Source organism: Psychrobacter sp. DD43 (assembly GCF_904846555.1).
Lineage (GTDB): Bacteria > Pseudomonadota > Gammaproteobacteria > Pseudomonadales > Moraxellaceae > Psychrobacter > Psychrobacter cryohalolentis.
Map to the genome: position 1 here is coordinate 13,873 of NZ_CAJHBE010000003.1, position 24,708 is coordinate 38,580.

A 24,708-nucleotide genomic window follows, 5' to 3' on the forward strand; every position below is an offset into this window, starting at 1 on the left:
AGTGATCCATAGTGACTATCCGGGACGCTCGATCAAGACTAGAATTATCAGATATACCCTCACTTTTACAGAAATTAAGGTAACTCTTATGCAAATGACGCAAATGAAAAAATTATTGATGGGTTCAGTATTAGCGATGTCCAGTGTGTTGACCGTGACTGCCTGCAGCAGTGTCAATGCCTCTACTGAGGCGACGCCAACCACGAGCAAAATGCAGCATAAAGGCATGAAAGACGGCATGAGAGGTCCAATGGCACAGCTAAATCTAACAGCGGCGCAGCAGGCACAAATCAAAGCCATCATGCAAGAAAAACAGGGCGATCGCAAAAATGACCGTGCAAAACATCAAGCAGAACGTATGCAAATGCAGCAGCAGATGCAGGCATTGACGAACGCTAATACCTTGGATAACGCTGCCATCAATCGTCTTGCAGACCAGCAAGCAGCTAAAAACAAGCAGCGCTTTATTGAACGCGTTCAAACCCAACATGCCATTTCGCAAGTACTCACAGCTGAGCAGCGTGCAAAAATGGCACAGTTAAAATCAGAAAGAACAACCAAAGGTCATCATGGTTCAAAACAGCGTAAGATGCATAATCAAGCGCAGTAAGATATAAGCCATGGAATTAAAAAGCATTAGTTAGATAATGTAAGAACATTTAAAGAAGCGTATCGGCTTACCGATGCGCTTCTTTTCCTCTGTATTTTACATTTCCTAAATTCAATTACCTCATAACCGTTTTCTTATCTGAAAACGAAAGATGTCAAAGTCCTTTCTACTACTAGCAATATTCGTTACTATTTAACCTTATCAGTTAATCTTATTTATTAATCCTGTATTTTTAGCCCAATTTCTTTCATCCTCGTAAAAAGGACTTTGCGATGTCAGCTCCATATTCTTATTCTCATCAGACACAAGCGCCCACTTATAAGACTTTAAAATCTGCAGCGTTAATTATTGGCAGCACGCTATTATTTTCTGTATCTGCCCATGCGGTAGACACAAATACTGCTGTCGCCTCAAAAACCATCAATCCAACCTCGATTAATACCAGTGCGATTAATCTAACGGTTATGAAAGAAAATCCCACGGTATTGTCTGAGACGCAGCGTGTGACACGAGCGAAAAGTAACACGCTCACGCCTAAGGCCACGCAAGCCAAAACCGATCAACCCATCTATTCTGTGGACGCTATCCACCATCCTGTTTGGGCAAAAAACGGCATGGTTGCTACCCAAGAAGCACTGGCTTCTGATATCGGCTTAAAGATTTTAAAAGATGGTGGCAATGCCGTTGATGCTGCTGTAGCTGTTGGCTTTGCGTTAGCTGTGACATTACCGCGAGCCGGTAATATTGGCGGTGGCGGATTTATGATGGTATATGACGCCAAACAAGGTAAAACAGTCGCACTCGATTATCGTGAAAAAGCCCCTAGTAGCGCTTCGCGTGATATGTATCTTGATAAGGAGGGCAATGCTGTCAGTGATTTATCTCGTTATCATGGCTTAGCCGTTGGTGTGCCGGGTACGGTCGCAGGCTTACTCAAAGCGTTAGAGGATCATGGCACCATGAGCCGCGGGCAAGTAATGGCACCAGCGATTGCGCTGGCTGAAAACGGTATTGAAGTCACTGCTGGTTTGTCCGAATCGCTAGAAGCGTTAAGCGATCGCTTACAAAAATGGCCAAGTACCAAAAAGATATTCTTTAAAGCCGATGGTAGCACTTATCAACCGGGTGAGCGTTTAAAACAGCCGGAGCTGGCAAAGTCCCTTAAACTGATTGCGGCAGAAGGTAGTGATGGTTTTTATAAAGGAGAAACCGCCCGTAAATTGGTTAAAGCGGTCAATGAAGCAGGCGGTAAAATGAGCTTGCAGGACTTGGCAAATTATCAAGCTATTGCCCGTACGCCGGTCAAAGGCGATTATCGTGGTTATGAGATTGTCTCAATGCCACCACCGTCTTCTGGCGGTATTCATATCGTGCAGATTTTAAATATCTTAGAAGGTTATCCGCTAAAAGACTATGGTCAAAACAGCGCGCAAACCATTCATTTAATGGCTGAAGCGATGCAGTTGGCTTATGCAGATCGTTCTGAATATTTGGGGGATTCTGATTTTATTGACGTACCTGCCAGCGGTTTAACTGCCCAGCCTTATGCTGATAAGCTACGCACGTTAATCAACCCAAATAAAGCCACGCCAGCAGCAACTATTAAGGCAAATAACCCTCTACCTTATGAGAGTGATCAAACCACGCATTTTTCTATTGTCGATAAAGATGGCAATGCGGTAGCCAATACGTATACGCTGAACTTTTCTTATGGGACGGGGCTTGTTGCTGAAGGTACGGGGATACTGCTCAATAACGAGATGGATGATTTTTCTGCTAAGCCCGGTGTGCCAAATGGTTACGGCTTAATCGGCGGCGACGCCAATGCGGTTGAAGCCAATAAACGCCCGTTATCTTCTATGAGTCCAACAATCGTATTTAAAGACAGCAAACCTTATATCGTCACAGGCAGTCCGGGTGGTAGCCGCATTATTACTACCGTCACGCAGGTGATCTCAAATGTCATTGACCATGATATGAATATCGCTGAAGCGACGCATGCGCCACGTATTCATGACCAATGGCTACCGGATGAGATTCGTATCGAAAAAGCACTAAATATCGATACTATTAAGAAACTGGAGTCCATGGGACATAAGGTCAGTCAGCAGTCAGCTATGGGATCAACACAGTCTATTATGGTTACCCCAAATGGCGTGTATGGATCTTCAGATCCACGTATTGTCGATGCGGCAGTCGTTGGTTACTGATTTAACTTTTTCATGATAAATGCGTTTGGCGAAATTGGCTGGGTGACAAGCCCGTAAACTGTTTGAACTGGCGGCTAAAGGCACTATGATCGCTATAGCCGCAGTTCAACGATATTTGAGTGACTGACATCTCAGGCATGGCTAATAGCTTAACCGCATATTCTAATCTCAGCTTTTGTACAAACTGTAAAGGCGACATATTTAGCACTGCTTTAAAGGTGCGCTCTAACTGCGATAAGCTAAAATGTGCCAGCTCCGCCAATTCTGCTATATTGATTTTCTGATCCAGATTACCGCGTACGAACTGTGCTACGTCAGCCAGTCTCGCGTGCTTACGTAAAATGCGTTCGTTATCTTCATCAATATCGACGGATATCCCAACCATTGCGACCACTTGTTGACTGCTATTATAGATAGGCAGTTTATTGGTAATACACCAACCTAACTGACCAGATGCATAACTGTGCAGCTCTAAATTATCAACGATTGACTTCCCATCTCGCAACACTTTCATATCCTGCAAGATATAATCCTTACTCTGCTGATGAGAAAATACCTGCTCAGTGGTAAATCCCACAATGTCACTATGCTGACTTAACTTACAACGCTTTAATAATGTTTTGTTTGCCAGCTGATAGCGTGCCTGCTCATCTTTCACAAAAAACACCACATTCTTTAAAGTATCAAGTAGAGGCAGTAATAATGAGACATTACCAATAAATGCCTCACTACTTTCTGAATAATAAGTAGCCATGCTCTGCCGCAACGAGGCAGTAAAACCGACAAGCCCCGTCTCTTCTATTACATCCATCATCCTATGTCATCCCTGCCATCTCAATCCCAGTCATTAACAAGCAATACTATTTGCTCTTCCCTTGCTAAAGATAGTAAATCTCTATCAAAACACTACTTAATCAGAAGCTATCTCACGATGGATTTTTCTCATTAAAAACCATCATTATAGCCTCTAGTGTACACCGAGCCACTGTGCAGGAATGCGCATTTTTTCATCAGAAAACAGCAAGACGCTGTATCTAAAAAAGTTCATTCTATATACAGACCGCGTTAACACGATGGTTTTGACAAGGTCTAGCAAACAACAATGGAATGTTACTTTTTCACGGATGAATTAGGATGTCGGTCATGGCTTCTTCTCTATTTAATTTCAAAATTATTGACTCGCATACGGGCGGTGAGCCTACTCGCATGGTCTATGACGGCTTTCCTGACCTCGTCGGCGATACTATTCAAGACAAACTACAATCCTTCAAACAAAACTTCGATCATCTACGTCAAAGCATCATTTTAGAGCCCCGCGGTAATGATGTCCTTGTTGGCGCGCTACTCCTTCCTGCCAGCAATCCTAAAGCCACAGCAGGCGTTATATTTTTTAATAACGCTGGATATCTGGGCATGTGCGGTCATGGCACGATTGGCGTCATCGTCTCTTTAGCTTATCAACAAAAAATATCAGCAGGCATACATTGGCTAGAGACTCCCGTAGGTCTGGTTAAAGCAACCCTACGTGATGATGGCAGCTGCAGTGTACAAAACGTCCCTTCTTATCGTTATAAAAAACAAGTCGAAGTTCACGTTCCTGAGTTAGGGCTTATCCGCGGTGATATCGCTTGGGGTGGCAACTGGTTTTTCTTAGTGAGTGAGCATGGACAAAACATTCAAGCCAGCAACGTTAAACAGCTTACTCAAGTAACCATGCAAATTAAGCAAGCACTACTCAATGCCAACATCACTGGCGACAACGGCGGCGAGATTGACCATATTGAGTTATTTTCTGATAGCGATGATACACAAGTAGATAGTAAAAACTTTGTTTTGTGCCCAGGTTCAGCCTACGATCGCTCCCCTTGTGGTACCGGTACCAGCGCCAAACTTGCTTGCCTAGCGGCTGACAATAAACTCGCTCCTGAACAATTATGGCAGCAACAGGGCATAGTCGGCAGCGTATTCACTGGCAGTTATCAGCATGCAACTGAGCTTAATACTGAGTTGAATACCGATCTTAGTACTAAGCTCAATAATGCAGCTGGTACGGCTTATCCTGCACAGACCATTATCCCAACGATTCGTGGTCATGCTTATGTTTGTGCTGAGACCACACTCATTGTGCAACAAGACGATCCCTTTAAATGGGGACTCCCATCTTAATAAAATCACAGCATTATTTATGAAATGACAGGTTTATTGATAAACGCGTGAACACTCTTAAAACCGCTTAATCGACGAACGTAAGCGAGAAAAATTATGACTATCTCAAACGTCGACTTACATATCATTGGAGGCGGCATTATCGGTCTAGCGGCTGCGGTGACGTTGCAAGCGCGAGGCGTAAAAGTCGCACTGCTGGACGCCAATGAAGTGGGTCAAGGCGCATCATTAGGTAACGCCGGTCATATCGCTACCGAGCAAGTATTCCCCATTGCTGATGCCAGCATGCTCCGTCATGTACCCGCCATGCTATTGAATCCGACTGGACCGCTGCGCATAGACTGGCGCTATCTGCCGCGTTTGATGCCTTGGGCGATGCAGTTGCTGATGAATATGCGCCCTGAGCCATTTGAGCGGATTCATCACGCGTTGTTAAGCTTAAATAAAAACAGCCTGCAAGCGTGGCAAGGCTTTGCTGATCGGTGGCAATTGGGTGATTGGATACAAGTAAAGGGTTCGTTATTAACGGTTGAAAAGCCTAGTAGCCTTGAGCTATTAACAGCACACGGTAAGCGTCTCAATGACATTGATGTGAGCAATGAGCTGCTGAGCAAAGAGGATTTATTAGAGCGTGAGCCTGCCTTACAAGACAATCAGTTAGCAGCGTTATTTTTCCCAAATACAGGACATATCACCAATTTAAAAGCCGTTATCAATCAGCTTCACGATACCTTTAGACAATTGGGCGGTCATGTCATTGAACATTGTCGCGTCCTTGCAGCGACGAATGATGCAGATGGTATTCATTTGACCACCAGTCAAGGTGATATGACCGTGTCCAAAGTGATGCTAGCAGCAGGCGCCCACTCTAAAGCCTTGGCCAAGCAATTAACGGGCGTCAACATCCCTTTAGATACCGAACGTGGTTATCACTTAATGCTACCTCATGAAAGCGCGCGCTTACAGATTCCCGTATCGAGTTTGGATCGACGCTTTGTCATGACTCCGATGCAAGACGGCCTACGTTTGGCGGGTACGGTGGAGTACGCAGGACTGGACGCGCCTGCCAATATGCAGCGTGCACATATGCTATTACAACAAGCGCAGCCTATGTTAAAAGCGCCGTTAGATGCTAGCGATAGCGTGTCATGGATGGGGTTTCGTCCATCGACCGCAGACTCCTTACCAGTCATCGACAAAATCGAGCGTGTATTTTTAAGCTTTGGTCATCAGCATTTAGGGTTAACGCAAGCTGTCGTTAGTGCGCAAATGATTGCCGAATACTATTTTGATGAAGACCATACGATTGATCCAAAACCGTATCAACTTGCCCGCTTTCAATAAGCTATTTATTAAACGGTTATAAACCCAGCAAAAATCAACCGATTCATCATTGAATCATTACCCATTAAATCACCAACAATATCAACCCCAATAAGGATAGTCTCATGAACATAAATGGAATTTTAGTCCCAATCGTCACCCCTTTCGACAATAACGGCGACGTTGATGCGCAAAAATTAACGACACTGGTCGAAGCCTTTATTGAAAAAGGCGTTGCTGGTATCGTCGCTTGCGGTACTACAGGTGAGTACTATACGTTTTCGGCGGCAGAGCGCGAGCTCGTATTAACCACTATCGCTGAAGCCGCAAAAAATAAAGGCGCTGAGAATAAAGTCACTCTGATTGCTGGTATCAACAGCTTATCGACTGACCACTCTATTGAGCTTGCCGCACAAGCCAAAGCCTTAGGTTATGACGGCCTTATGCTGTCTGCCACCCCTTATAGCTTACCTGAGCAAGATGGCATTATCGCGCATTTTGAAAAAGTTGCGGATGCCAGTGAGCTGCCGATTATTATGTACAATTTCCCTGATCGTGTTGGCGTTGCCATTGAATTTGACACTGTTGCTCATCTAGCTAAGCATCCTAACATCGTCGGTGTAAAAGAAAGTAGCGGCGACTTTAGTCATGCGCTACGCATGCTGCAAGCTGATTTTGACAATTTTGAGGTGGTTTGTGGCTGTGATGATCAGCCCGTTGATTTCTTCTTTTGGGGTGCAAAGAGCTGGATTGCAGGCGCAGCGAACGTCTTCCCAGCAGAGCAAGTTTCATTATTTAATGCCACTCAGCAAGGGGACTGGGATAAAGCCAAGCAAATCATGAGTGAGATTTATCCTGCTATTCATTCTATGGAATCTGGCAACTATAACCAAAAGGCAAAAGCGGGCTGCTTAAAAGGCAGTATGGATGTTGGCTCAGTTCGTGTGCCATTAACTGACATGCCAGAAGATGAAAAAGCAGAGTTTTTAGCCTTACTATCTAAATAGCACTCACCTCAGCTTAGTAGAAATAATGTCAAGGATAACCCACGCTAAATTTGATGCCGTATTCAAATCTCGAATCGATGGCATCAAATTTAGCAGACAAGGATTAGAAAAATGAGCACTAAAGAACAAGCCACTAAAGAGCAAGTATTTGAGAAAGCAAAACAGCAGCAATTATGGGCGGGTCACTTAATAGCAGCAGATGGCTTATCAGAAGCTACTTTGGACAATTACACGCCGATTGATAACAGTATTATCGGTCAGATTGCTTCAGGTACTAGCGATGATGTCGATACTGCCGTACAAGTCGCTCGCGATGCTTTTGAAAACGGTGAATGGCGTCGTCTGGCTCCTGCTGAGCGCAAGGCTATTATGCAGCGCTGGTGTGCACTCATGCATGAGCACGTCGAGGAGCTGGCAGCATTAGATTGTGTGGATGCGGGTAAGCCGATTACTGAATGCTTAAATACCGATATCCCAGCAACTATCGAGACTTTTGAATGGTATGCCGAGGCCGCTGATAAGGTATTTGGCAAAATCGCGCCGACAGGTAGCACAGCTTTAGGACTTATTGTGCAAGAGCCCATTGGTGTCGTTGGTGCGGTATTACCTTGGAACTTCCCAGCCCAAATGTACGCTTGGAAAGTCGCCCCTGCTCTCATTATGGGCAACTCCGTTATTGTTAAACCTGCTGAGCTGACCTCTTTATCTGCCTACCGTTTAACTGAGCTTGCCTATGAAGCTGGCGTGCCCAGAGAAGCGCTGCAAATGGTCTGTGGCCTTGGTGAAAATGTCGGCGCGGCGCTTGGTCAACATATGGATGTTGACATGGTGTCGTTCACTGGCTCGACTGAGGTCGGACGTTTGTTCTTACAGTATTCGGCACAAAGCAATCTAAAAGAAATCGTCTTAGAATGCGGTGGTAAAAGCCCACAAATCGTCTTTGACGATGCCGTACTCGATGACGCTGCGATTAACGATATCTTATCGGCCGCGTTTTGGAATATGAGTGAAAACTGTAGCTGCGGCTCACGCTTATTAGTCCACAGCAGTCAAAAACGAGCGTTACTTGAGCAACTAAAAAACGGTCTGAAAGGTTGGAAAGTCGGCTTACCTTACGATGTCGACACGGCTATTGGTCCTATGATTGAAAAAGCGCATTTCGATAAGGTTTGTCATTACTTACAGACTGCAAAAGAGGAAGGCGCAACGATCGTTGCAGGTGGCAACATTCATGACGACATGGGCAGTGGCTGGTATATCGAGCCGACTATTTTTGATGATGTTACAGCCGATATGACTTTGTTCAAGGAAGAAGTCTTTGGACCCTTGCTTGCGGTGACAAGCTTTGAGACGGAAGAAGAAGCCATCAAATTAGCCAATGAAACCAATTATGGACTCGCCGCTTCTTTTTATACACAGAACATCAAGCGCGCTTATCGTGTGGCATCGTCCATCAAAGCAGGCACGGTCTCTATTAATGGTTTTTCAGAAGGTGATATCACCACACCATTTGGCGGTTATAAGCAATCAGGGTTTGGCGGTCGTGACAATGGTTTAGAAGCCTTAGCACAATACGCACAGACCAAAACCATTTGGCTGGTTAATTAACAAACGTATTCAGTCAGTACAGTCAGTACAGTCAGTACAGTCAGTACAGTCATCAATTAAAACAACAGCTTAAATGATTTAAGCCTTTAGTCACATACTTACAGGGAAGTAAGGCCATGGAAGCGATTATTAATACCATCGTCGGCTATATATGGAGCGATGCTTTAGTTTATTTGGCACTCGGTGTCGGCATTTATTTTACCGTGATGACCCGCGGCGTACAGTTTCGCTATCTTAAAGAGATGGTTAGGCTGTTGTTTGACAAGCAAACCTCAACCCAAGGTATTAGCTCATTTCAAGCCTTTAGTATGGCCTTATCAGGCCGAATCGGCGTCGGTAACATTGCAGGGGTTGCCACCGCTATCGCAGCGGGTGGACCTGGCGCAGTATTTTGGATGATAGTCATGGGTCTGCTTGGCGGTGCCAGTGCCTTTATCGAATCAACACTTGCACAGGTATATAAGCATACCGTTGATGACCAGTATCGTGGCGGCTCACCCTTTTATATCGAGCGCGGACTAAAGATGAAACCCTTTGCTATTTTAGTAGCTACGGTGACTTGTCTTTCTTATGGTGTTTTGGTTCCTGGCGTACAGGCCAACACCATCGCTGATTCTTTTAATACCGCTTTTAACATCCCACCTGTTGCAACTGGTTTCATTATCGTTGCGCTGTTAGCATTTATCATATTTGGTGGCATAAAACGTATTGCAAACTTCGCTGGCAAGGTCGTGCCTATTATGGCGATCGGCTATGTTTTGATGATGGTTATCGTCTTAGCCTTTAATGCCTCAAACCTACCTGCTATGTTCGCCTTGATTTTCAAAAGCGCGTTTGGTATGGATGCTGTATTTGGCGGTATCGTCGGTCTAGCCATATCTTGGGGTGTCCGCCGTGCGGTATTCTCTAACGTTGCTGGTGCAGGCGAAGCAACTTTCAGCTCAGCAGCTGCAGAGGTTTCTCATCCTGCCAAGCAAGGCTTAGTACAGAGTTTTTCTATCTATATCGATACGGTTGTTGTCTGTACCGCTACTGCATTGATGATTTTATCTACTGGTATGTATAACGTCATTCCAGCAGAAGGCTTGGTACTAGTCGAAAACATGCCAGGCATTGAAGCTGGAACCGCATTTACCCAAGCAGCTGTATCGACAGTGTTTAACCAATATGGAAGTGGCTTTGTCGCTATCGCCATCTTCTTGTTTGCCTTTACCTGCTTGATTGCTTATTACTATATTGCTGAGACCACGCTAGTATACTTAGACAATAAATTGCGCTACCCTGTTTTAAAACCATTATTAAAAATAATGTTCTTAATAGTTTGCTTTACCGGTAGCATGCAGTCTGTTGGCGTGATGTGGGCGCTAGGTGATATTGGTTTTGGCAGCATGTGTTACCTTAACTTCATCGCTATCGTATTACTCAGTAAAACGGCGCTAAAAGTGTTAAAAGACTACGATGAGCAAATGAAGCTGGGAATTGACCCTGTCTTTGACCCTAGAAAAGCGGGCGTTGAAAATGCAGACTTTTGGATAGAATATAGTGATAGACATCATAAGCGTTAAATTCTAGCTAAATAATCGTAATTTTTCCCCATACAAGCCTCCTATATCATAATGATGTAGAAGGCTTTTTTCTATTATTAGACCCATTAGCAATAACACACTATGCTATTTGATAACTCCGAATGAGTGGCTGTTATGAGCAAATAATGCTATGATTAGCGGCTGAGATACAGCGTATAAAGTGTGGCTATTAACATGATAGTTTACTGAAAATATCAGTCAAACCATTGATATAGTATATTTTTTAAATACATTACCATCTGTTTTCACTTGCTTTATCTCTGACACTCATTCGCACCCTCTCCTTTTGTTTGCATTCGTAAGAGTCTTCTATGGCATTTGTACACCTTGGCATCCACAGCGAATATTCCATTACCGATTCTATCGTGCGTATTAAGTCGTTGGTTAAAGCGGCGGCGGCAGACAATCAAAGCGCCCTTGCCTTGACGGATTTATCCAACCTTTATGCCACGGTAAAGTTTTACCGTGCTTGCTTAGGTGCGGGTATCAAGCCCATCATCGGTAGTGAAGTCATCATGGAAAATGAGGACACGCGCTTAACTTTATTGGCGATGAACAACGAAGGCTATCAAAACATCACTCGTATCGTATCGCTTGGCTTTACCGAAGGACGTGCTGATCCTGTTAATCACGGTACTCCTGTTATTAAACGCAGCCATATTTTAGCGCATGCGACAGGTGTCATTGTCTTATTCACTGAAAAGTCAGACGTTGGGCAAGCATTGATTGGCTCAATGCCAGAAAAAGCCGATGAGCTACTGACAGAATGGCAAGCGCAGTTTGCTGATCGCTTATATTTTGCGATTAAACGCACCAATCGTACTGGCGAAGATGCCTTTATTAAAGCTGCTATTCATTCAGGTGCTAAGCAAAACATCCCCATCATTGCCCATAATGACGTGCGCTTCTTAAAGCAAGATGATTTTGATGCTCATGAAGCGCGAGTTTGTATTGCTGGCTCTTATGTACTTGCCGACCAAAATCGCCCACAGACTTATTCAGATGAGCAGTACCTCAAGACCCAAGCGCAGATGGAACAGCTATTTGCTGATATTCCGCAGGTGATTGATAATACCTTGCGCTTAGCAACTCGCTGTAATGTGACCTTAACGCTAGGTATTAATGTCCTACCAGAGTTTCCAGTACCTGAGGGCGAGACCACTGAATCTTTCTTTCGCTTAGAATCGCAGCGTGGGCTTAATAATCGATTAGACAAGCTCTTTCCAGTTGACGCGCGCAGTGATAATTGGAGTGATATCCGCCAAAGATACGATGACCGCTTAGAGTATGAGCTCAAGGTTATCTTATCAATGGGATTCCCCGGTTACTTCCTGATCGTGATGGACTTTATCCGTTGGGCAAAAGCCAATGGTGTACCAGTCGGTCCCGGTCGTGGTTCTGGTGCAGGCTCGCTCGTGGCTTATGCGTTAAACATTACCGACCTCGACCCTATCCATTACGACTTATTATTTGAGCGCTTTTTAAACCCTGAGCGTGTCTCAATGCCCGATTTCGATATTGACTTTTGTATTGAAGGTCGTGACCGTGTTATTGATTATGTCGCGCAAACTTATGGGCGTGAAGCGGTTTCGCAGATTATCACTTTTGGTACCATGGCGGCAAAAGCAGTGGTACGAGATGTGGCGCGCGCGCAAAGTAAATCCTATTTTCTTGCCAGTAAAATGTCTAAACTTATTCCCAAAACACCGGGGATCACACTCAGTCAAGCGCTTGAGCAAGAGCCGCAGCTGAAAGACTTAATTTCCAATCCTGATAATATGGATTATGAAGATGCCATCGAAGTATGGGAGATGGCTATCAAGCTTGAAGGTATTTGCCGGAACGTGGGTAAACATGCCGGCGGCGTATTGATTGCACCGCACAGAATCACAGATTTTAGCGCCATTTATTGTGATGATGAAGGTCACCGCGTCAGCCAATTTGATAAAGATGACGTTGAAGCCGTTGGGCTGGTAAAGTTTGACTTTTTGGGTCTACGTAACTTGACCGTGATTGATGCTGCTGTCAGAAATATCAACCTGCGCCGTGCAAAAGAAGGCAAAGATGCGTTGGTGTTAGAAGACCTGCCGTTAGATGATGCTAAAGCCTACAAGCTCTTGCAAGATGCCAAGACCACTGCTGTCTTTCAGTTAGAAAGTATGGGTATGAAAAAGTATCTGGCGAAATTACAACCGACCAACATCGAAGATGTGATCGCCATGTGTGCGCTCTATCGTCCGGGTCCACTCGATGCAGGCATGGTAGAGATGTATATCGACCGTAAGCATGGTCGTGAGGAAGTCATTTATGACCATCCCAACCTTGAGCCAATTTTAGAAAACACCAATGGCGTTATTGTCTACCAAGAACAGGTCATGCAAATCTCACAGGTGATGGCAGGCTATAGCTTGGGCGGTGCAGATATGCTACGCCGCGCCATGGGTAAAAAGAAACCTGAAGAGATGGCTAAGCAGCGCGACATTTTCGTCACAGGTGCTACGGCACAAGGTATCGATGAAGTTACCTCGGGCGGTGTGTTTGACTTGATGGAAAAATTCGCCGGTTATGGTTTTAACCGCTCGCATTCTGCCGCTTATGGTGTGCTTGCTTATCAGACCGCGTATCTAAAACAGTACTACCCTGCTGAGTTTATGGCGGCGGTATTGACCTCAGATATGAACAACACTGATAACGTCGTGTTCTTTATCAATGACTGCCGTGAAAACTTTGAGTTAACCGTCGTTAATCCATCGGTGAATCGCAGTGAATGGCATTTCGTCGCTGATACCCCGACCAATATCATTTATGGTTTGGGGGCGATTAAAGGGGTCGGTGAAGGCGCGGTCGAGTCTATTGTCGATGCACGAAGACGTGAAGGTCCGTTTAAAGATCTATATGATTTTTGCCGTCGCGTTGATATTAAAAAGGTCAATAAACGCACGCTTGAAGCCTTGGTCAGTGCTGGCTGTTTTGATGACTTTGCGGCGACTTTACGTCCAGACTTGCCAGCCGATGAAGCCTACGAGATTCGCGGTGCGTTAATGAGTCAGTTGCCAAGCGCCGTGCAAGCCGCCGAGCAAGATCGTCAAAATCGTGAAATCGGTATGATGGATTTGTTTGGTGAAATGGATGGTGTCGTCGCTGCCCCGCCACTCGTTATGACGCCAGAGCTAATTTGGGGTGACAAACACCGCCTAAAAGCAGAGAAAAATACTCTAGGGCTTTATTTGACCGGACATCCTATCGATGAATATCGAGACGAGCTCAAACGCTATACCTCAGGTGCTCGTCTCGATAAATTGACTGATACGGGCTATAACGGCAGCTGCTATTTTGCCGGTCTTATCATTGATATCGCCAACTTTGGTACTCGTAACGTTATTACCTTGGACGATGGGACATCAAGGTTAGAGGTCAGTTGTTATGCTGAGCGCTTTAACCGTGTCAAAGAACAGTTAAAAATAGATGAAGTCGTCATAATTAAAGGCAGCATCCGTGAGCGTGATGGGCGTTTATTTGCTCGTCTTGATAATGCCATGAGTATGGTCGATGCTCGCCTAAGATGGCTCAAAAAGATCAGTATTAAAATTCATGGTAGTGATATCGAGCTGCTGACACGCATGCAGCCTTTACTGAAATCGGCACAAGCTGACATCATACCAACACCGCGCTTGTCTTATAACGATGATCAGGACGAACAAGGTAATAATAGTAACAATAGCGTCTACGATCCTGCTATGGGTGGCAGCTTATATGACGAAGACGGTAATGATTTGTTGGCACTAGAAAGTAATAGGAGTCAAAGCGCCTCTAATCAAAGCTACGCCAATAATGCTCTAAGCAATACCGACGTCTCTATTAGAGATAATTGCCTACCCCTTGGACTCAGTATTTATGAAGAATATGGCATTGCTAATGTAGGACTGTCTGAGCATTGGCGCATCTATCCAAATGATGATAATTTACAGCAGCTAAAAAGCATGATTAGAGAAGATAACTTACATTTTCACTACAGCTAACGAATGTATTATCGTTAGCATATTCATTAGTAGGAAAATATTTATTATAATAATTCTTTCTGCGCTAACTTTAATCCTATTGGAACATGACTATGGCTACTATTACGAACAAGGATATGACCGCCATAACTGATGACGAGATTATCAATACTGAGCAGTTTGAAGATATGCGCGACTTATTAGAAGAAGACTTTGTCGATTTGATACAAGTCTATTTTACTGATTGTCGTCACCGTATCACAAAACTCAGACAAGCTCAGCAAGAAGAAGATAATGCCAATGGCTTTGAGCTTGCTCATGCACTAAAAGGAGCCAGTGTCAATTTGGGCGCAACCCAAATGACGCGTCTTGGCAGTCAATTGCAAGAGCTTTGCCGTGAGCGTCTTATCAGCGAACAAGCCCCTCTTATCGAGGACATTGCAGTTGCATTGCAACGTGCTGAGCAAGACATCAACCAGCGACTAGGACAACAATGAGTAACAATGCACCCTTATCTTTAGCAACAGCAGTACCAAACGTCAGCAATTATTTGTCTTGTGTTCAAGTAGTGATGGTCAATACGACATTGCCTGCCAATATTGGTTCAGCAGCACGCGCCATGCACACCATGGGTTTATCGAGATTGACGGTGGTTGATCCAAAATTACCGATTGATGACACTAGCGTTTCTCATGCTGCTGGTGGCAGTGATTTGCTATCATCAGCAATCATCGCACCAACGCTTGAGTCTGCTATCGCTGATTGCCAGTTGGTATTTGCGGCCAGTAGTCGTAGCCGTCATTTACCGCGTCCTGTGGTCACGCCGACACAAGCTGCCAAAATCATGCTGGATTTTATTGATAAGCAAAGCACGATTGACGGGCACGACAGTAATACAGCGCCCAATATTGCCATCCTGTTTGGGCGTGAAGATCGCGGCTTGACCAATGAAGAATTGGCTTATGCTGACTATCATGTTCAAATTGATGCCAATCCTGCTTATCCAGTGCTCAATGTCGCTTCAGCCGTTCAAGTGATCGCAAGCTTCATTTATGCTTATGCACAAACTCATATCCAAGCTGACAGCGAAGTTAATGATATAGCACAGGTAACTGACAACCTAGAGACGCTTGAACAAGGGATGCTTAATACCTATGTGCGCCAGCAATGGGATGAGCCAGCGATTACTCAACAGCAATTGCAACTGCTTACTGAGCGTACCACCGCATTAATGGTTCAACGCAAACTGGCAGATAGTGAAAACTTAAAATCGCTGCCATCGCGCTTATCTAGACTCGGTTCACGTATTCAACTCGACCAAAAAGAGTATCAATTACTCAGTGCTCTGCTGGCAAAACTTTTAAAAGACTAACATTTAATAAGTTAATTTTCTTGCCACTATGGGCATTATTAGTAGTACAGGTAGTCATATCATTTAACAATAAAAAGGGATTTACGATGAATTGGACTGTTTACTTATCCGGAGAAATACACACTGACTGGCGACAGAAAATTATGCAAGGCGCGAAAGACCATGGTCTTGTTATTAAATTTACATCAGCAGTGACTGAGCATGAAGCCAGCGATGCGGCAGGTGATGTACTCGGTAAAGATGACAATGGATTCTGGCGCGATCATAAATCGTCCAAAGTTAATGCGATTCGCACCAAAAATATGATCCAAAAGTGTGACATTGCTATTATTCGTTTCGGTGATAAATATAAGCAGTGGAACGCCGCATTCGATGCCGGTTATTGCGCCGCGTTGGGCAAACCGTATATCACATTGCATGCGGAGGATATTATTCATCCGTTAAAAGAAGTGGATGCCGCGGCAATGGCATGGGCGCAAACGCCTGAGCAGATTGTTGAATTGCTCAAATATGTTGTCAGTGATAGCTAAAGGATAAGAGTAATCGTCTGGAGATGAATCGCTAATTATTGGCGTTTTATCTACAGACGATTTTTTATTTAAAGTACATTGCTATATTTTTTGCTATAAAACTGCTATAACTAAAGAGATTGTAACCAAAAATACGATAGGACGATTTATGTCATTGCCAACTGCTTTATTCAAATCGCTCGTCCGCATCAAAAGAGACCTAAAAGAAGATATTGATGCGGTATTCAATCGCGACCCTGCTGCGCGTAATAGTCTAGAGGTAATCTTAACTTACCCTGGCATCCACGCGCTTATTCTACATCGCGGCGCGCATTGTCTTTGGCAAAATGAGCAAAAGCTTGCTGCTCGAGTGGTTTCTTATGGCTCGCGTATCATTACTGGTATCGAGATTCATCCTGCTGCTAAGATCGGTCGTCGGTTTTTTATTGACCATGGCATGGGTATCGTCATTGGCGAGACAGCAGAGATTGGTAATGATGTGACCCTTTATCATGGCGTCACGCTTGGCGGCGTTTCTTGGAATAACGGCAAACGCCACCCTACTTTGGAAGATGGCGTCATCGTCGGTGCCGGTGCTAAAGTATTAGGACCATTCACTGTTGGTAAAGGCGCTAAAATTGGCTCAAATGCTGTCGTGGTTAAAGCAGTGCCAGCAGGCGCAACCATGGTCGGTAATGCTGCTCGTATGATATCAGAGCATCATGACGAAAAAGGCAATCCTATTACGACCAAAGTCAATGATGCCAATCAACAAGAAAAAGCAGTGCAAGCTGCTTCTACCGAGAACCCCGCAGATAAAAAAACAACGAATCACACAGCGCGCGAAACCACTTTTCAAGCTTATGGCATTGATCCCATGTCACAAGACCCTGTTGCTGAAGCCTTTGCTAAAATGCTTGAACACATTCAACAATCAGAAAATCGCTTAGATCAATTACAAACTGCCATGTGCAAAATCGATCCTAACTTTTGCAAAAAAGAATATGACAAATTGTGCTTAGAAGATTTGGACGTGATTGGCAAAAGTGACATGAATGAGATAGGTGCTGAATCGTAATAACTTTTTATTCTTGGGCTGGGTTTAATATTAAGCTCAGCTTAGAGCTTTCGTTTTACAACTGTCAACTATCTATCCCCGCTACCAATTCTTTTATCCCTGCCCTCTCATGCGCTTTAAATGGATAGCGATTTGCCATTATTATCCATTCAGAATCATTTTTTTTGCTTAGGCTATTATCTTTATCCAATTTAACAAGCAATATATCAATATCCATCGTGACTTTTTTTATTGGTGCCTGTGTTTCCGTTAAACGCTGCCGATTACAGTCACATTCAAACTGTTTGAAAATTTGCTGCAACTGTTGTAATGTCATCGGTGACATTAACAAAATATGGACACATTGATTGGTATAGTCAGGTTTTGGTAATTCTATAGTGGCAGTGAAGTCAGGATTTTGAAAGGCTGTTGACAATGTTATAGCACCAATACTTGTCAATCGCTCTCGGACACGCGGTAAGTGTATCTGCGCATCATGGTTGCTACCTAAGGCCAGTAGCACAGCTTTTACAGGCTGTGCTTGCAGCGTTTCAGGATCGCAGCTTATCAGTGATTCAAATAAATCAGCCAAGGCTTTATGCATCATTAGACAAGCTAGGATTAACTTGATTGGTAGATACGCTAGATGCGGCTTTGGCATAGCGGGTGATTTGGACACCAACTGCATCTGCTTGTTGAATAGCGGTAGGCTTAGCAATACTTAAGGAAATTTTATCGCAGCTATACTTTTCAAGCAGTTTATCAGCGATTTGCCCAGCCAGATGTTCAAGTAACTGAGCCTTAATAGCTTGGCACCACGCACTGACATCATCACAGACTTCTTTGTAATTTAGCGCATCGTTTACATCATCTGACACCGCAGCACGACTGATATCGGTTTCAAGCGCGATATCAATCAATAACGGCTGTGTAATGGCGCGCTCCCATTCATAAACGCCAATCACCGCCTCTACTTTTAAGCCTTTTACAAACACGACATCAGACTGGGTATGAAACATACAAGCATCCTTGTTAATGATATTTTTACTATCTATTTTAGTTTGATAATTTATTTAGACGTTAATGCTTCTTCAGGTAGACGTGCCGCTTTTAGCTGCTTGCTTGGGCGATGACGCCATAAATCGATACTGAATAATAGCAGACCCAGCCAAATTAAACCAAAGACTGCCAAACGATGTAAATCAAAAGGCTCATTGTAATAGAATACCGCCAAGAAGAAAATAAAGGTCGGCGTCAGATAATTCATAAAACTGAGGATACTATAAGCGACCAGCTTGGTGGATTTGTTAAACATCAATAGCGGTATCAAAGTAATAGGTCCTGCCAACATAAGCAGCCAAATAGAAGGCGTAAACCAAAAGCTGATATTACTACTCGCCACATCAGACTGCCAGAACCATGCGATAAAAATAGGCAGTAGCATTGCTGTCTCGACAAACATTGCATCGACTGCTGTCAGAGGGGTTTGGCGCTGAATAGTGCCGTAAGTACTAAAGCTAAACGCCAATATTAACGATACCCACGGCAGGCTACCCAGCATGACCACTTGAATAACGACTGATAATAGCGCAAAACCAATTGCCACCCATTGCAAAGTACGCAGGCGCTCTTTGAACAGTAGCATCGACAACCCTACGCCAACCAGTGGTCCAATAAAGTACCCCAAACTGGCTTCTAAAATCTGATTGTTATTGACCGCCCATACATAAGTGAGCCAGTTTATCGCGATGATAATACCTGACACAAAGGTATAGGCTATCCACCTCGGGTTTTTCTTTAGCGTGTCAATCCACTGCCAGCGCTTGGTCACTACTAACACGATTAAAAGACAAGCAAAGGTCCAAACAATGCGATGACCAATAATTTCGGTGGCATTATAGTCCGATAATTGCTTAAAGTATAAAGGAAAAGCGCCCCAGATAGAAAAAGCTATCAGCGCAGTGACAATACCACGTCTGGTTGTTTTAATGGGAGCAGCAGGTTTTTTGATGACATTTTGGGTAGTCATAAGATAGGACAACTTTTTAGAGCAAAGCGCACCCTCACCCAATTATTATCATTGATGGTAATTTGGTGTTAAGAGTACAGGGTCACTACAGATAGAATAAAAGGTAAAAAGCAATGAGTTGATACTAGAAATCGTATCAACCCATTGCTGCCGAAAACCATAATTAAAATAATAAAATCAACAATAAAATTAATAGCTCATTTTATTGCTAAGCTATTATCATTGGCTCAAATTAAAGTTACTGCGTTAAGCACTCACAACGTCAATAGACATGCCAATTTGGTTGGCAAGTTCTGCAAATCCTGGGAAGCTGGTATTGACGGTTTCAACGCCTTCAATGGTAATCTGCTTAGAGGCGCGTAAGCTTGCCACCGCAAAGCTCATGGCGATACGATGGTCATGATGCGAGACGATATGTCCACCACCAAATACCGCATGGCTATTATTCACGTCACGACTATCAGCCTTACCCTTACCTTCGATAATTAGACCATCTTCGGTAACAGTGCAATCAACGCCTAATGTCTGCAAGCCTTCTGCCATTACTGCAATGCGATCTGATTCTTTAACACGCAGCTCTTTTGCACCGGTCAAAACGGTACGACCTTGGGCACAGCTGGCTGCGATAAATAATACAGGAAATTCGTCAATGGCAAGTGGTACTAGATACTCTGGTATTTCAATACCGACCAAGTTTGAGCTTCGAATAGTAATATCCGCTACTGGCTCACCGCCAACATGAGTCTCATTATTTAAGCTGATATCCGCTTGCATCAGCTTAAGAATATCAATAATGCCAGTACGCGTAGGATTGATACCGACTTGCTTCAAAGTCAATTCGCTACCTTGGCTGATGGCCGCAGCAACCATAAAAAATGCTGCCGATGAGATATCAGCAGGTACTGCGATATTACCGCCTGTGAGCGTGCCGCCGCCTTCAACACTGATACGATTGCCATCGACCGTTACTGGATAACCAAAAGCTGAAAGCATACGCTCGGTATGATCGCGGCTAACTTCAGGTTGAGTAACGGTAGTGGTGCCTTCCGCCCAAAGTCCAGCCAGCAATAAGCAAGATTTAATCTGTGCAGAAGCAACTGGCATATCGTATTCAACCCCTTGTAGAGGTTTGCCAACACTATCTCGACCAGTAATACTCAGTGGCGCTGTACCTTTTTGACCGGTGCTTTGAATCACTGCACCCATCTCACGTAATGGTGCTGCCACACGCTCCATTGGACGCTTATTTAGGCTAGTGTCACCCGTCAATACGCTATCAAATGCTTGCGCTGCTAAGATGCCTGAAAGCAGACGCATACTGGTGCCAGAATTGCCCATATATAAAGGTGTTTTGCTTGGCTTTAAGCCATTCATACCAACGCCATGAATGGTTAAATTGCCATTATCAGGACCTTCAATGGTCACGCCCATATCGCGAAACGCTTGCAAAGTGGCAAGCGCATCTTCCCCTTCCAAAAATCCAGTCACTTTAGTTACGCCAGTAGCAAGGCTACCGAGCATAATACTACGATGCGAGATAGACTTATCCCCAGGAATGGCAATAGTACCAGAGACGGTGTTGCTTGGGGTGATATAATAAGAAGCTGACATAGCAGAAGTATCCGTATAAGGGGTGCTGGCTAACATATGGCCAAAATGTCGCCGTGCGGCTTGCGCGCGGCCCAAAAGTCCCATCAGGGCGGTTGAATCTTTATCAATAATAAGCTGACGAATATCATTTAAATAACCGCTGTACTCATCAAGGGCGCTTACAATCGCGTTTTGGTTGGCAAAAAATATATCATGCCACATTTTAGGGTCGCTGGCAGCAATGCGGGTAAAATCACGAAAACCACCTGCAGCATAGCGGAAAATATCTAAATTATCATCATGGCTTGCCAGCTGTTCAACCAAATTAAAGGCGAGCAAATGCGGTAAATGACTGGTATGTGCCAATATAGAATCATGATGAGCGGCATCCATCGGCATGACGCTTGCACCCACTGCTTCCCATAACTGGCTTAATTTGGCAATTGCTACATGGCTAGTCGTTGGGAGCTCACAGACAATAACGCTATGATTGACAAACAATGTAGCGCGGCGAGCATGATACCCTGAATTCTCGGCACCAGCAATTGGATGTGCAGGCACAAGCCCGACAGGCAATGTCTCGAACACAGTCTTGGCAGCATCAATAATATTAACTTTGGTACTGCATACATCGGTAATAATACAATCAGTAGCAAGTAGACCACTATCCATTGCATTTTTGATATCTATAAATACCGCTTGTGCCGCTTGTACTGGTACCGCAATCACTATCAAGTCACTATCAGATATCACGTCATTGAGTACTGAGCTACCAGCGTCTAGTAAACCGTGTTGAATAGCTTCCTCTAGACTTGGCTCGTGTCTATCGACTGCAACGATACGCTCAGCTAAACCATTGTCTTTAATCGCTTGCGCAAGACTTGCACCAATTAAACCCAAACCTATCACACACACTTGCTGGAATAGCGGCTGCGTAGAGGATGGAGTCAGTTTAGTTACTGTTTGAAGATTTACGGCGTGATTTATTTTTTGCATATTGTTTTAATTATTAGGTGGCTTATTAAATTACTTATTAGTTATTGATTTAATCATCGGTCAAAATAGATCGCAAAGTATCAATCAGACGCATATTATCTTCTGCGACCCCTACACTAATACGCAGCCAATTATGCAAACCATAAACCTCTAGTTGTCGCACAATAACGCCTTGCTCAAGCAATGCCTGATAAATAACAGCAGCGTTTGTATCTTCCATTTCAACTTCGATTTCGACCATAATGAAGTTGGCATGTGACTTTATAAAGCCCAGTCCCAGTGCATCAAACTGTTTTTCCAACCAGCGCATCTGCTCGTTATTCATCAGACGAGTTTTTTCAATAAAGTCTTGATCCGCAAGTGCCGCTGCCGCTGCCGCCAGTCCAATGCGGCTCACATTAAATGGCTGACGAATGCGATTGAGTAAATCTGCCACAGCTACCGAGCTTAACGCATAGCCAACACGCAGACCTGCCAGCCCATAGGCTTTAGAAAAGGTGCGAACAATAACCACATTATCAAATTCATCTAACAGCGCCCGATTATTGCTCTCAGGGCTATATTCAATATAAGCTTCATCTAACACCACCAGTACTGAGCTTGGCACACTAGCGACAAACTCTCTCAACTCAGCATGTTCAAGCTGTGTACCGGTTGGATTGTTCGGATTGGCAATAAAGACAATTTTGGTATTAGAGTTATCCTGAACCGCTTGGCTCATGGCTTTTAGGTCATGACCAAAGCGCTGAGCAGGCACTTCAATATCCATAGCACCCTGCATTTTAGCGAGCATCGAATAGACCACAAAGGCATACTGGCTATAAACGATTGCATCATCTGCACCTACAAAACTACGCGCCAAGATATCGAGCAAATCATCAGAGCCATTGCCCAAAGTAATCTGATCAGCATTGACATCATTAAAATCAGCCAATGCTTGCTTTAGATAATAACCATTGCCATCAGGATAACGTGACAGCTGACCTAGCTGTTCAGTAATCGCTAGCGTAACGTGCGGTGAGCAGCCGATCGGATTCTCATTACTGGCAATTTTTACCACATCTGAGACGCCATACTCTCGCGTTAGCTCTTCAATAGGCTTACCAGTTTGATACGGTGCCAACGCCAAAATACTCTCGTAAGCAGGTACGAGCGGTAATAAATTTGACTCTGTCGATTGCGCAGACTGCATGATTAATCCTTAGATGTGATAACGCACCTATCATTGGCTAAGCCCATTAATGTCACTGGTGACCGCTATTTATGACAAGGCAATTTATAAACGCTTACGGCTAATACTAATAAAACAATAACTCATAGAAACCAGTAAATTTATAGTACTGCTTTTGGATAAGAGCCTAAGACACGTAAGTCTTTGACCAATGGACGAATATCAGCGATAGCAGCGCTCACATTTGGGTCTTCAATGTGCCCATTCATATCAATAAAGAAGACGTAAGCCCATTTATTAGGACGCTCAGGGCGCGTTTCAATGCTGGTCATAGACACGCCATGATAAGACAAAGGCTTTAATATTTCGATCAGAGCGCCCGCTTTGTCATGCGCTGAAACCATAATTGAGGTTTTATCTTGACCTGATGGTGCAATTGCTTCATGACCAATAATCAAGAAACGGGTCGTATTGCTTGGATTGTCTTCGATATTTGAATAAAGCTTATGCAAATCATATTCTGCTGCTGCCACGTCACCCGCAATTGCTGCCGAATGCCACTCATTCTTCAAGCGACGTGCCGCTTCACCATTACTCGATACCGCAACACGCTCGACATTGGGATAATTCACATCAAGCCAATGACGACACTGCGCCAATGATTGCTGGTGCGAGTAAATACGGCTTAACCCATCAAGTTTGGTATGTTCAGCGACCAAAAAGTTTTGATGAATCGGCAGCTCGACTTCACCGATTATTTTTAATGTAGAAGATAAAAAGCCATCTAGTGTATGGTTGACTACGCCTTCAGATGAGTTTTCAACGGGCACGACACCGTACATTGCGGTGCCCGCTTCAACTTCACGAAACACATCAGTAATGGTATTCAGCGGTACAGTATCCGCCGCTTTACCAAAGTGCTTTAATGCAGCCGCATGAGTAAAAGTGCCCAGTGGACCCAAAAACGCAATGCGCTGCGGCGCTTCTAAATCAAGGCATACCGACATAATCTCTCGAAACAAGCGTGCCATTTTTTCATCGGCGATAGGTCCTTCATTGCGCTCCATGACGGCTTTTAGCACTTGCGCCTCACGCTCTGGACGATAAAAGATAGGGTTGGCATTTTCAGCAGCAGAATCATTGGCAATGTGGTTCTTTTTCACGCTCGCCACTTGCTGAGCCAATTTGCCACGATTGTTAATCAGCGTCTGAATTTCGCAGTCTACCGCATCGATACTGCCGCGCAATGTATTCAAAAACTCTTTATCCGTTGCGGTAGTACTGATGCTTGCGGTGGTTTGGTTTAGATTATCATTGTTTTGTTCTGGTGACTGCTCACTCATTACCGCCCATCCTTTTTAGATTTTATTACTGTTAGGTATAAATACTTGTCAATGATGACCATAAATACTTCGTTAAAAGACATGAAGACTTTTTTAAAGGGCATAAATATTTTTGCTATTTGTTGCTCTTATA

General features: G+C 44.1%; 19 protein-coding genes. 12 read left to right on the forward strand and 7 right to left on the reverse strand.

Annotated elements, in window-relative coordinates:
* The first annotated feature begins 88 nt into the window (after window positions 1-88).
* Together JMX89_RS02115 and ggt are read left to right on the forward strand one after the other, a co-directional pair.
* Window positions 89-610, forward strand: coding sequence for a Spy/CpxP family protein refolding chaperone (locus JMX89_RS02115; protein ID WP_201550733.1), 522 nt, complete (start codon window positions 89-91; stop codon window positions 608-610).
* A gap of 272 nt (window positions 611-882) precedes the next feature.
* The gene (gene ggt / locus JMX89_RS02120; protein WP_201550735.1) at window positions 883-2,820 is read left to right on the forward strand and encodes a gamma-glutamyltransferase; all 1,938 of its coding nucleotides are present in this window, start codon (window positions 883-885) and stop codon (window positions 2,818-2,820) included.
* Between the two features lie 10 nt (window positions 2,821-2,830).
* Here ggt and JMX89_RS02125 read toward each other — a convergent pair whose 3' ends face one another.
* Window positions 2,831-3,634: a helix-turn-helix domain-containing protein gene (locus JMX89_RS02125; RefSeq protein WP_201531442.1), complete on the reverse strand. Its 804-nt coding sequence runs from the start codon at window positions 3,632-3,634 to the stop codon at window positions 2,831-2,833.
* A 329-nt stretch (window positions 3,635-3,963) separates the two neighbouring features.
* On the opposite strand from JMX89_RS02125, the gene JMX89_RS02130 reads away from it, so the two are divergent.
* The 10 genes from JMX89_RS02130 (at window position 3,964) to cysE (ending at window position 17,467) form a co-directional block, all read left to right on the forward strand.
* On the forward strand, window positions 3,964-4,986 hold the full coding sequence (locus JMX89_RS02130) for a proline racemase family protein (protein ID WP_201531440.1): 1,023 nt from the start codon (window positions 3,964-3,966) through the stop codon (window positions 4,984-4,986).
* Window positions 4,987-5,082: 96 nt separating this feature from the next.
* Window positions 5,083-6,330, forward strand: coding sequence for an NAD(P)/FAD-dependent oxidoreductase (locus JMX89_RS02135; protein WP_133104273.1), 1,248 nt, complete (start codon window positions 5,083-5,085; stop codon window positions 6,328-6,330).
* Between the two features lie 104 nt (window positions 6,331-6,434).
* Window positions 6,435-7,316 carry a 4-hydroxy-tetrahydrodipicolinate synthase gene (dapA, locus tag JMX89_RS02140; protein ID WP_133104272.1) on the forward strand — a complete coding sequence of 294 codons (882 nt, stop codon included), beginning with the start codon at window positions 6,435-6,437 and terminating at the stop codon, window positions 7,314-7,316.
* Between the two features lie 111 nt (window positions 7,317-7,427).
* The gene (locus JMX89_RS02145) at window positions 7,428-8,924 is read left to right on the forward strand and encodes an aldehyde dehydrogenase (RefSeq protein WP_201531439.1); all 1,497 of its coding nucleotides are present in this window, start codon (window positions 7,428-7,430) and stop codon (window positions 8,922-8,924) included.
* Between the two features lie 116 nt (window positions 8,925-9,040).
* Entirely contained in the window at window positions 9,041-10,489 is a 1,449-nt protein-coding gene (locus JMX89_RS02150) for an alanine/glycine:cation symporter family protein (RefSeq protein WP_201531437.1), read from the forward strand.
* Between the two features lie 332 nt (window positions 10,490-10,821).
* Window positions 10,822-14,529: a DNA polymerase III subunit alpha gene (dnaE, locus tag JMX89_RS02155; protein ID WP_201531435.1), complete on the forward strand. Its 3,708-nt coding sequence runs from the start codon at window positions 10,822-10,824 to the stop codon at window positions 14,527-14,529.
* Window positions 14,530-14,621: 92 nt separating this feature from the next.
* Window positions 14,622-15,005 carry an Hpt domain-containing protein gene (locus JMX89_RS02160; RefSeq protein WP_201531433.1) on the forward strand — a complete coding sequence of 128 codons (384 nt, stop codon included), beginning with the start codon at window positions 14,622-14,624 and terminating at the stop codon, window positions 15,003-15,005.
* Complete coding sequence (locus tag JMX89_RS02165) at window positions 15,002-15,880, forward strand: RNA methyltransferase (RefSeq protein ID WP_201531431.1); 879 nt, start codon at window positions 15,002-15,004, stop codon at window positions 15,878-15,880. Before JMX89_RS02160 ends, JMX89_RS02165 begins: the two co-directional genes overlap by 4 nt.
* An 86-nt stretch (window positions 15,881-15,966) precedes the next feature.
* On the forward strand, window positions 15,967-16,410 hold the full coding sequence (locus JMX89_RS02170) for a YtoQ family protein (RefSeq protein WP_201531429.1): 444 nt from the start codon (window positions 15,967-15,969) through the stop codon (window positions 16,408-16,410).
* A 187-nt stretch (window positions 16,411-16,597) separates the two neighbouring features.
* Entirely contained in the window at window positions 16,598-17,467 is an 870-nt protein-coding gene (gene cysE, locus JMX89_RS02175; protein WP_413786634.1) for a serine O-acetyltransferase, read from the forward strand.
* 64 nt (window positions 17,468-17,531) lie between these two features.
* On the opposite strand, the gene JMX89_RS02180 is transcribed toward cysE, so the two are convergent.
* The 6 genes from JMX89_RS02180 to pheA form a co-directional block, all read right to left on the reverse strand.
* Window positions 17,532-18,053 carry a 2-amino-4-hydroxy-6-hydroxymethyldihydropteridine diphosphokinase gene (locus JMX89_RS02180; protein WP_133104264.1) on the reverse strand — a complete coding sequence of 174 codons (522 nt, stop codon included), beginning with the start codon at window positions 18,051-18,053 and terminating at the stop codon, window positions 17,532-17,534.
* Window positions 18,043-18,465, reverse strand: coding sequence for a dihydroneopterin aldolase (gene folB / locus JMX89_RS02185; protein ID WP_201531427.1), 423 nt, complete (start codon window positions 18,463-18,465; stop codon window positions 18,043-18,045). The genes JMX89_RS02180 and folB overlap by 11 nt, the downstream gene beginning before the upstream one ends.
* Window positions 18,466-18,515: 50 nt before the next feature.
* Window positions 18,516-19,475, reverse strand: coding sequence for an EamA family transporter RarD (rarD, locus tag JMX89_RS02190; protein ID WP_201531426.1), 960 nt, complete (start codon window positions 19,473-19,475; stop codon window positions 18,516-18,518).
* Between the two features lie 246 nt (window positions 19,476-19,721).
* A complete protein-coding gene (locus tag JMX89_RS02195; RefSeq protein WP_201531424.1) occupies window positions 19,722-22,061 on the reverse strand; it encodes a bifunctional prephenate dehydrogenase/3-phosphoshikimate 1-carboxyvinyltransferase in 2,340 nt (779 codons plus the stop codon).
* A gap of 49 nt (window positions 22,062-22,110) precedes the next feature.
* Window positions 22,111-23,253 (reverse strand): histidinol-phosphate transaminase, encoded by a 1,143-nt coding sequence (gene hisC / locus JMX89_RS02200; RefSeq protein ID WP_133104260.1) that lies wholly within the window; start codon window positions 23,251-23,253, stop codon window positions 22,111-22,113.
* 140 nt (window positions 23,254-23,393) lie between these two features.
* Complete coding sequence (pheA, locus tag JMX89_RS02205) at window positions 23,394-24,575, reverse strand: prephenate dehydratase (RefSeq protein ID WP_201531422.1); 1,182 nt, start codon at window positions 24,573-24,575, stop codon at window positions 23,394-23,396.
* Between the last annotated feature and the right edge of the window lie 133 nt (window positions 24,576-24,708).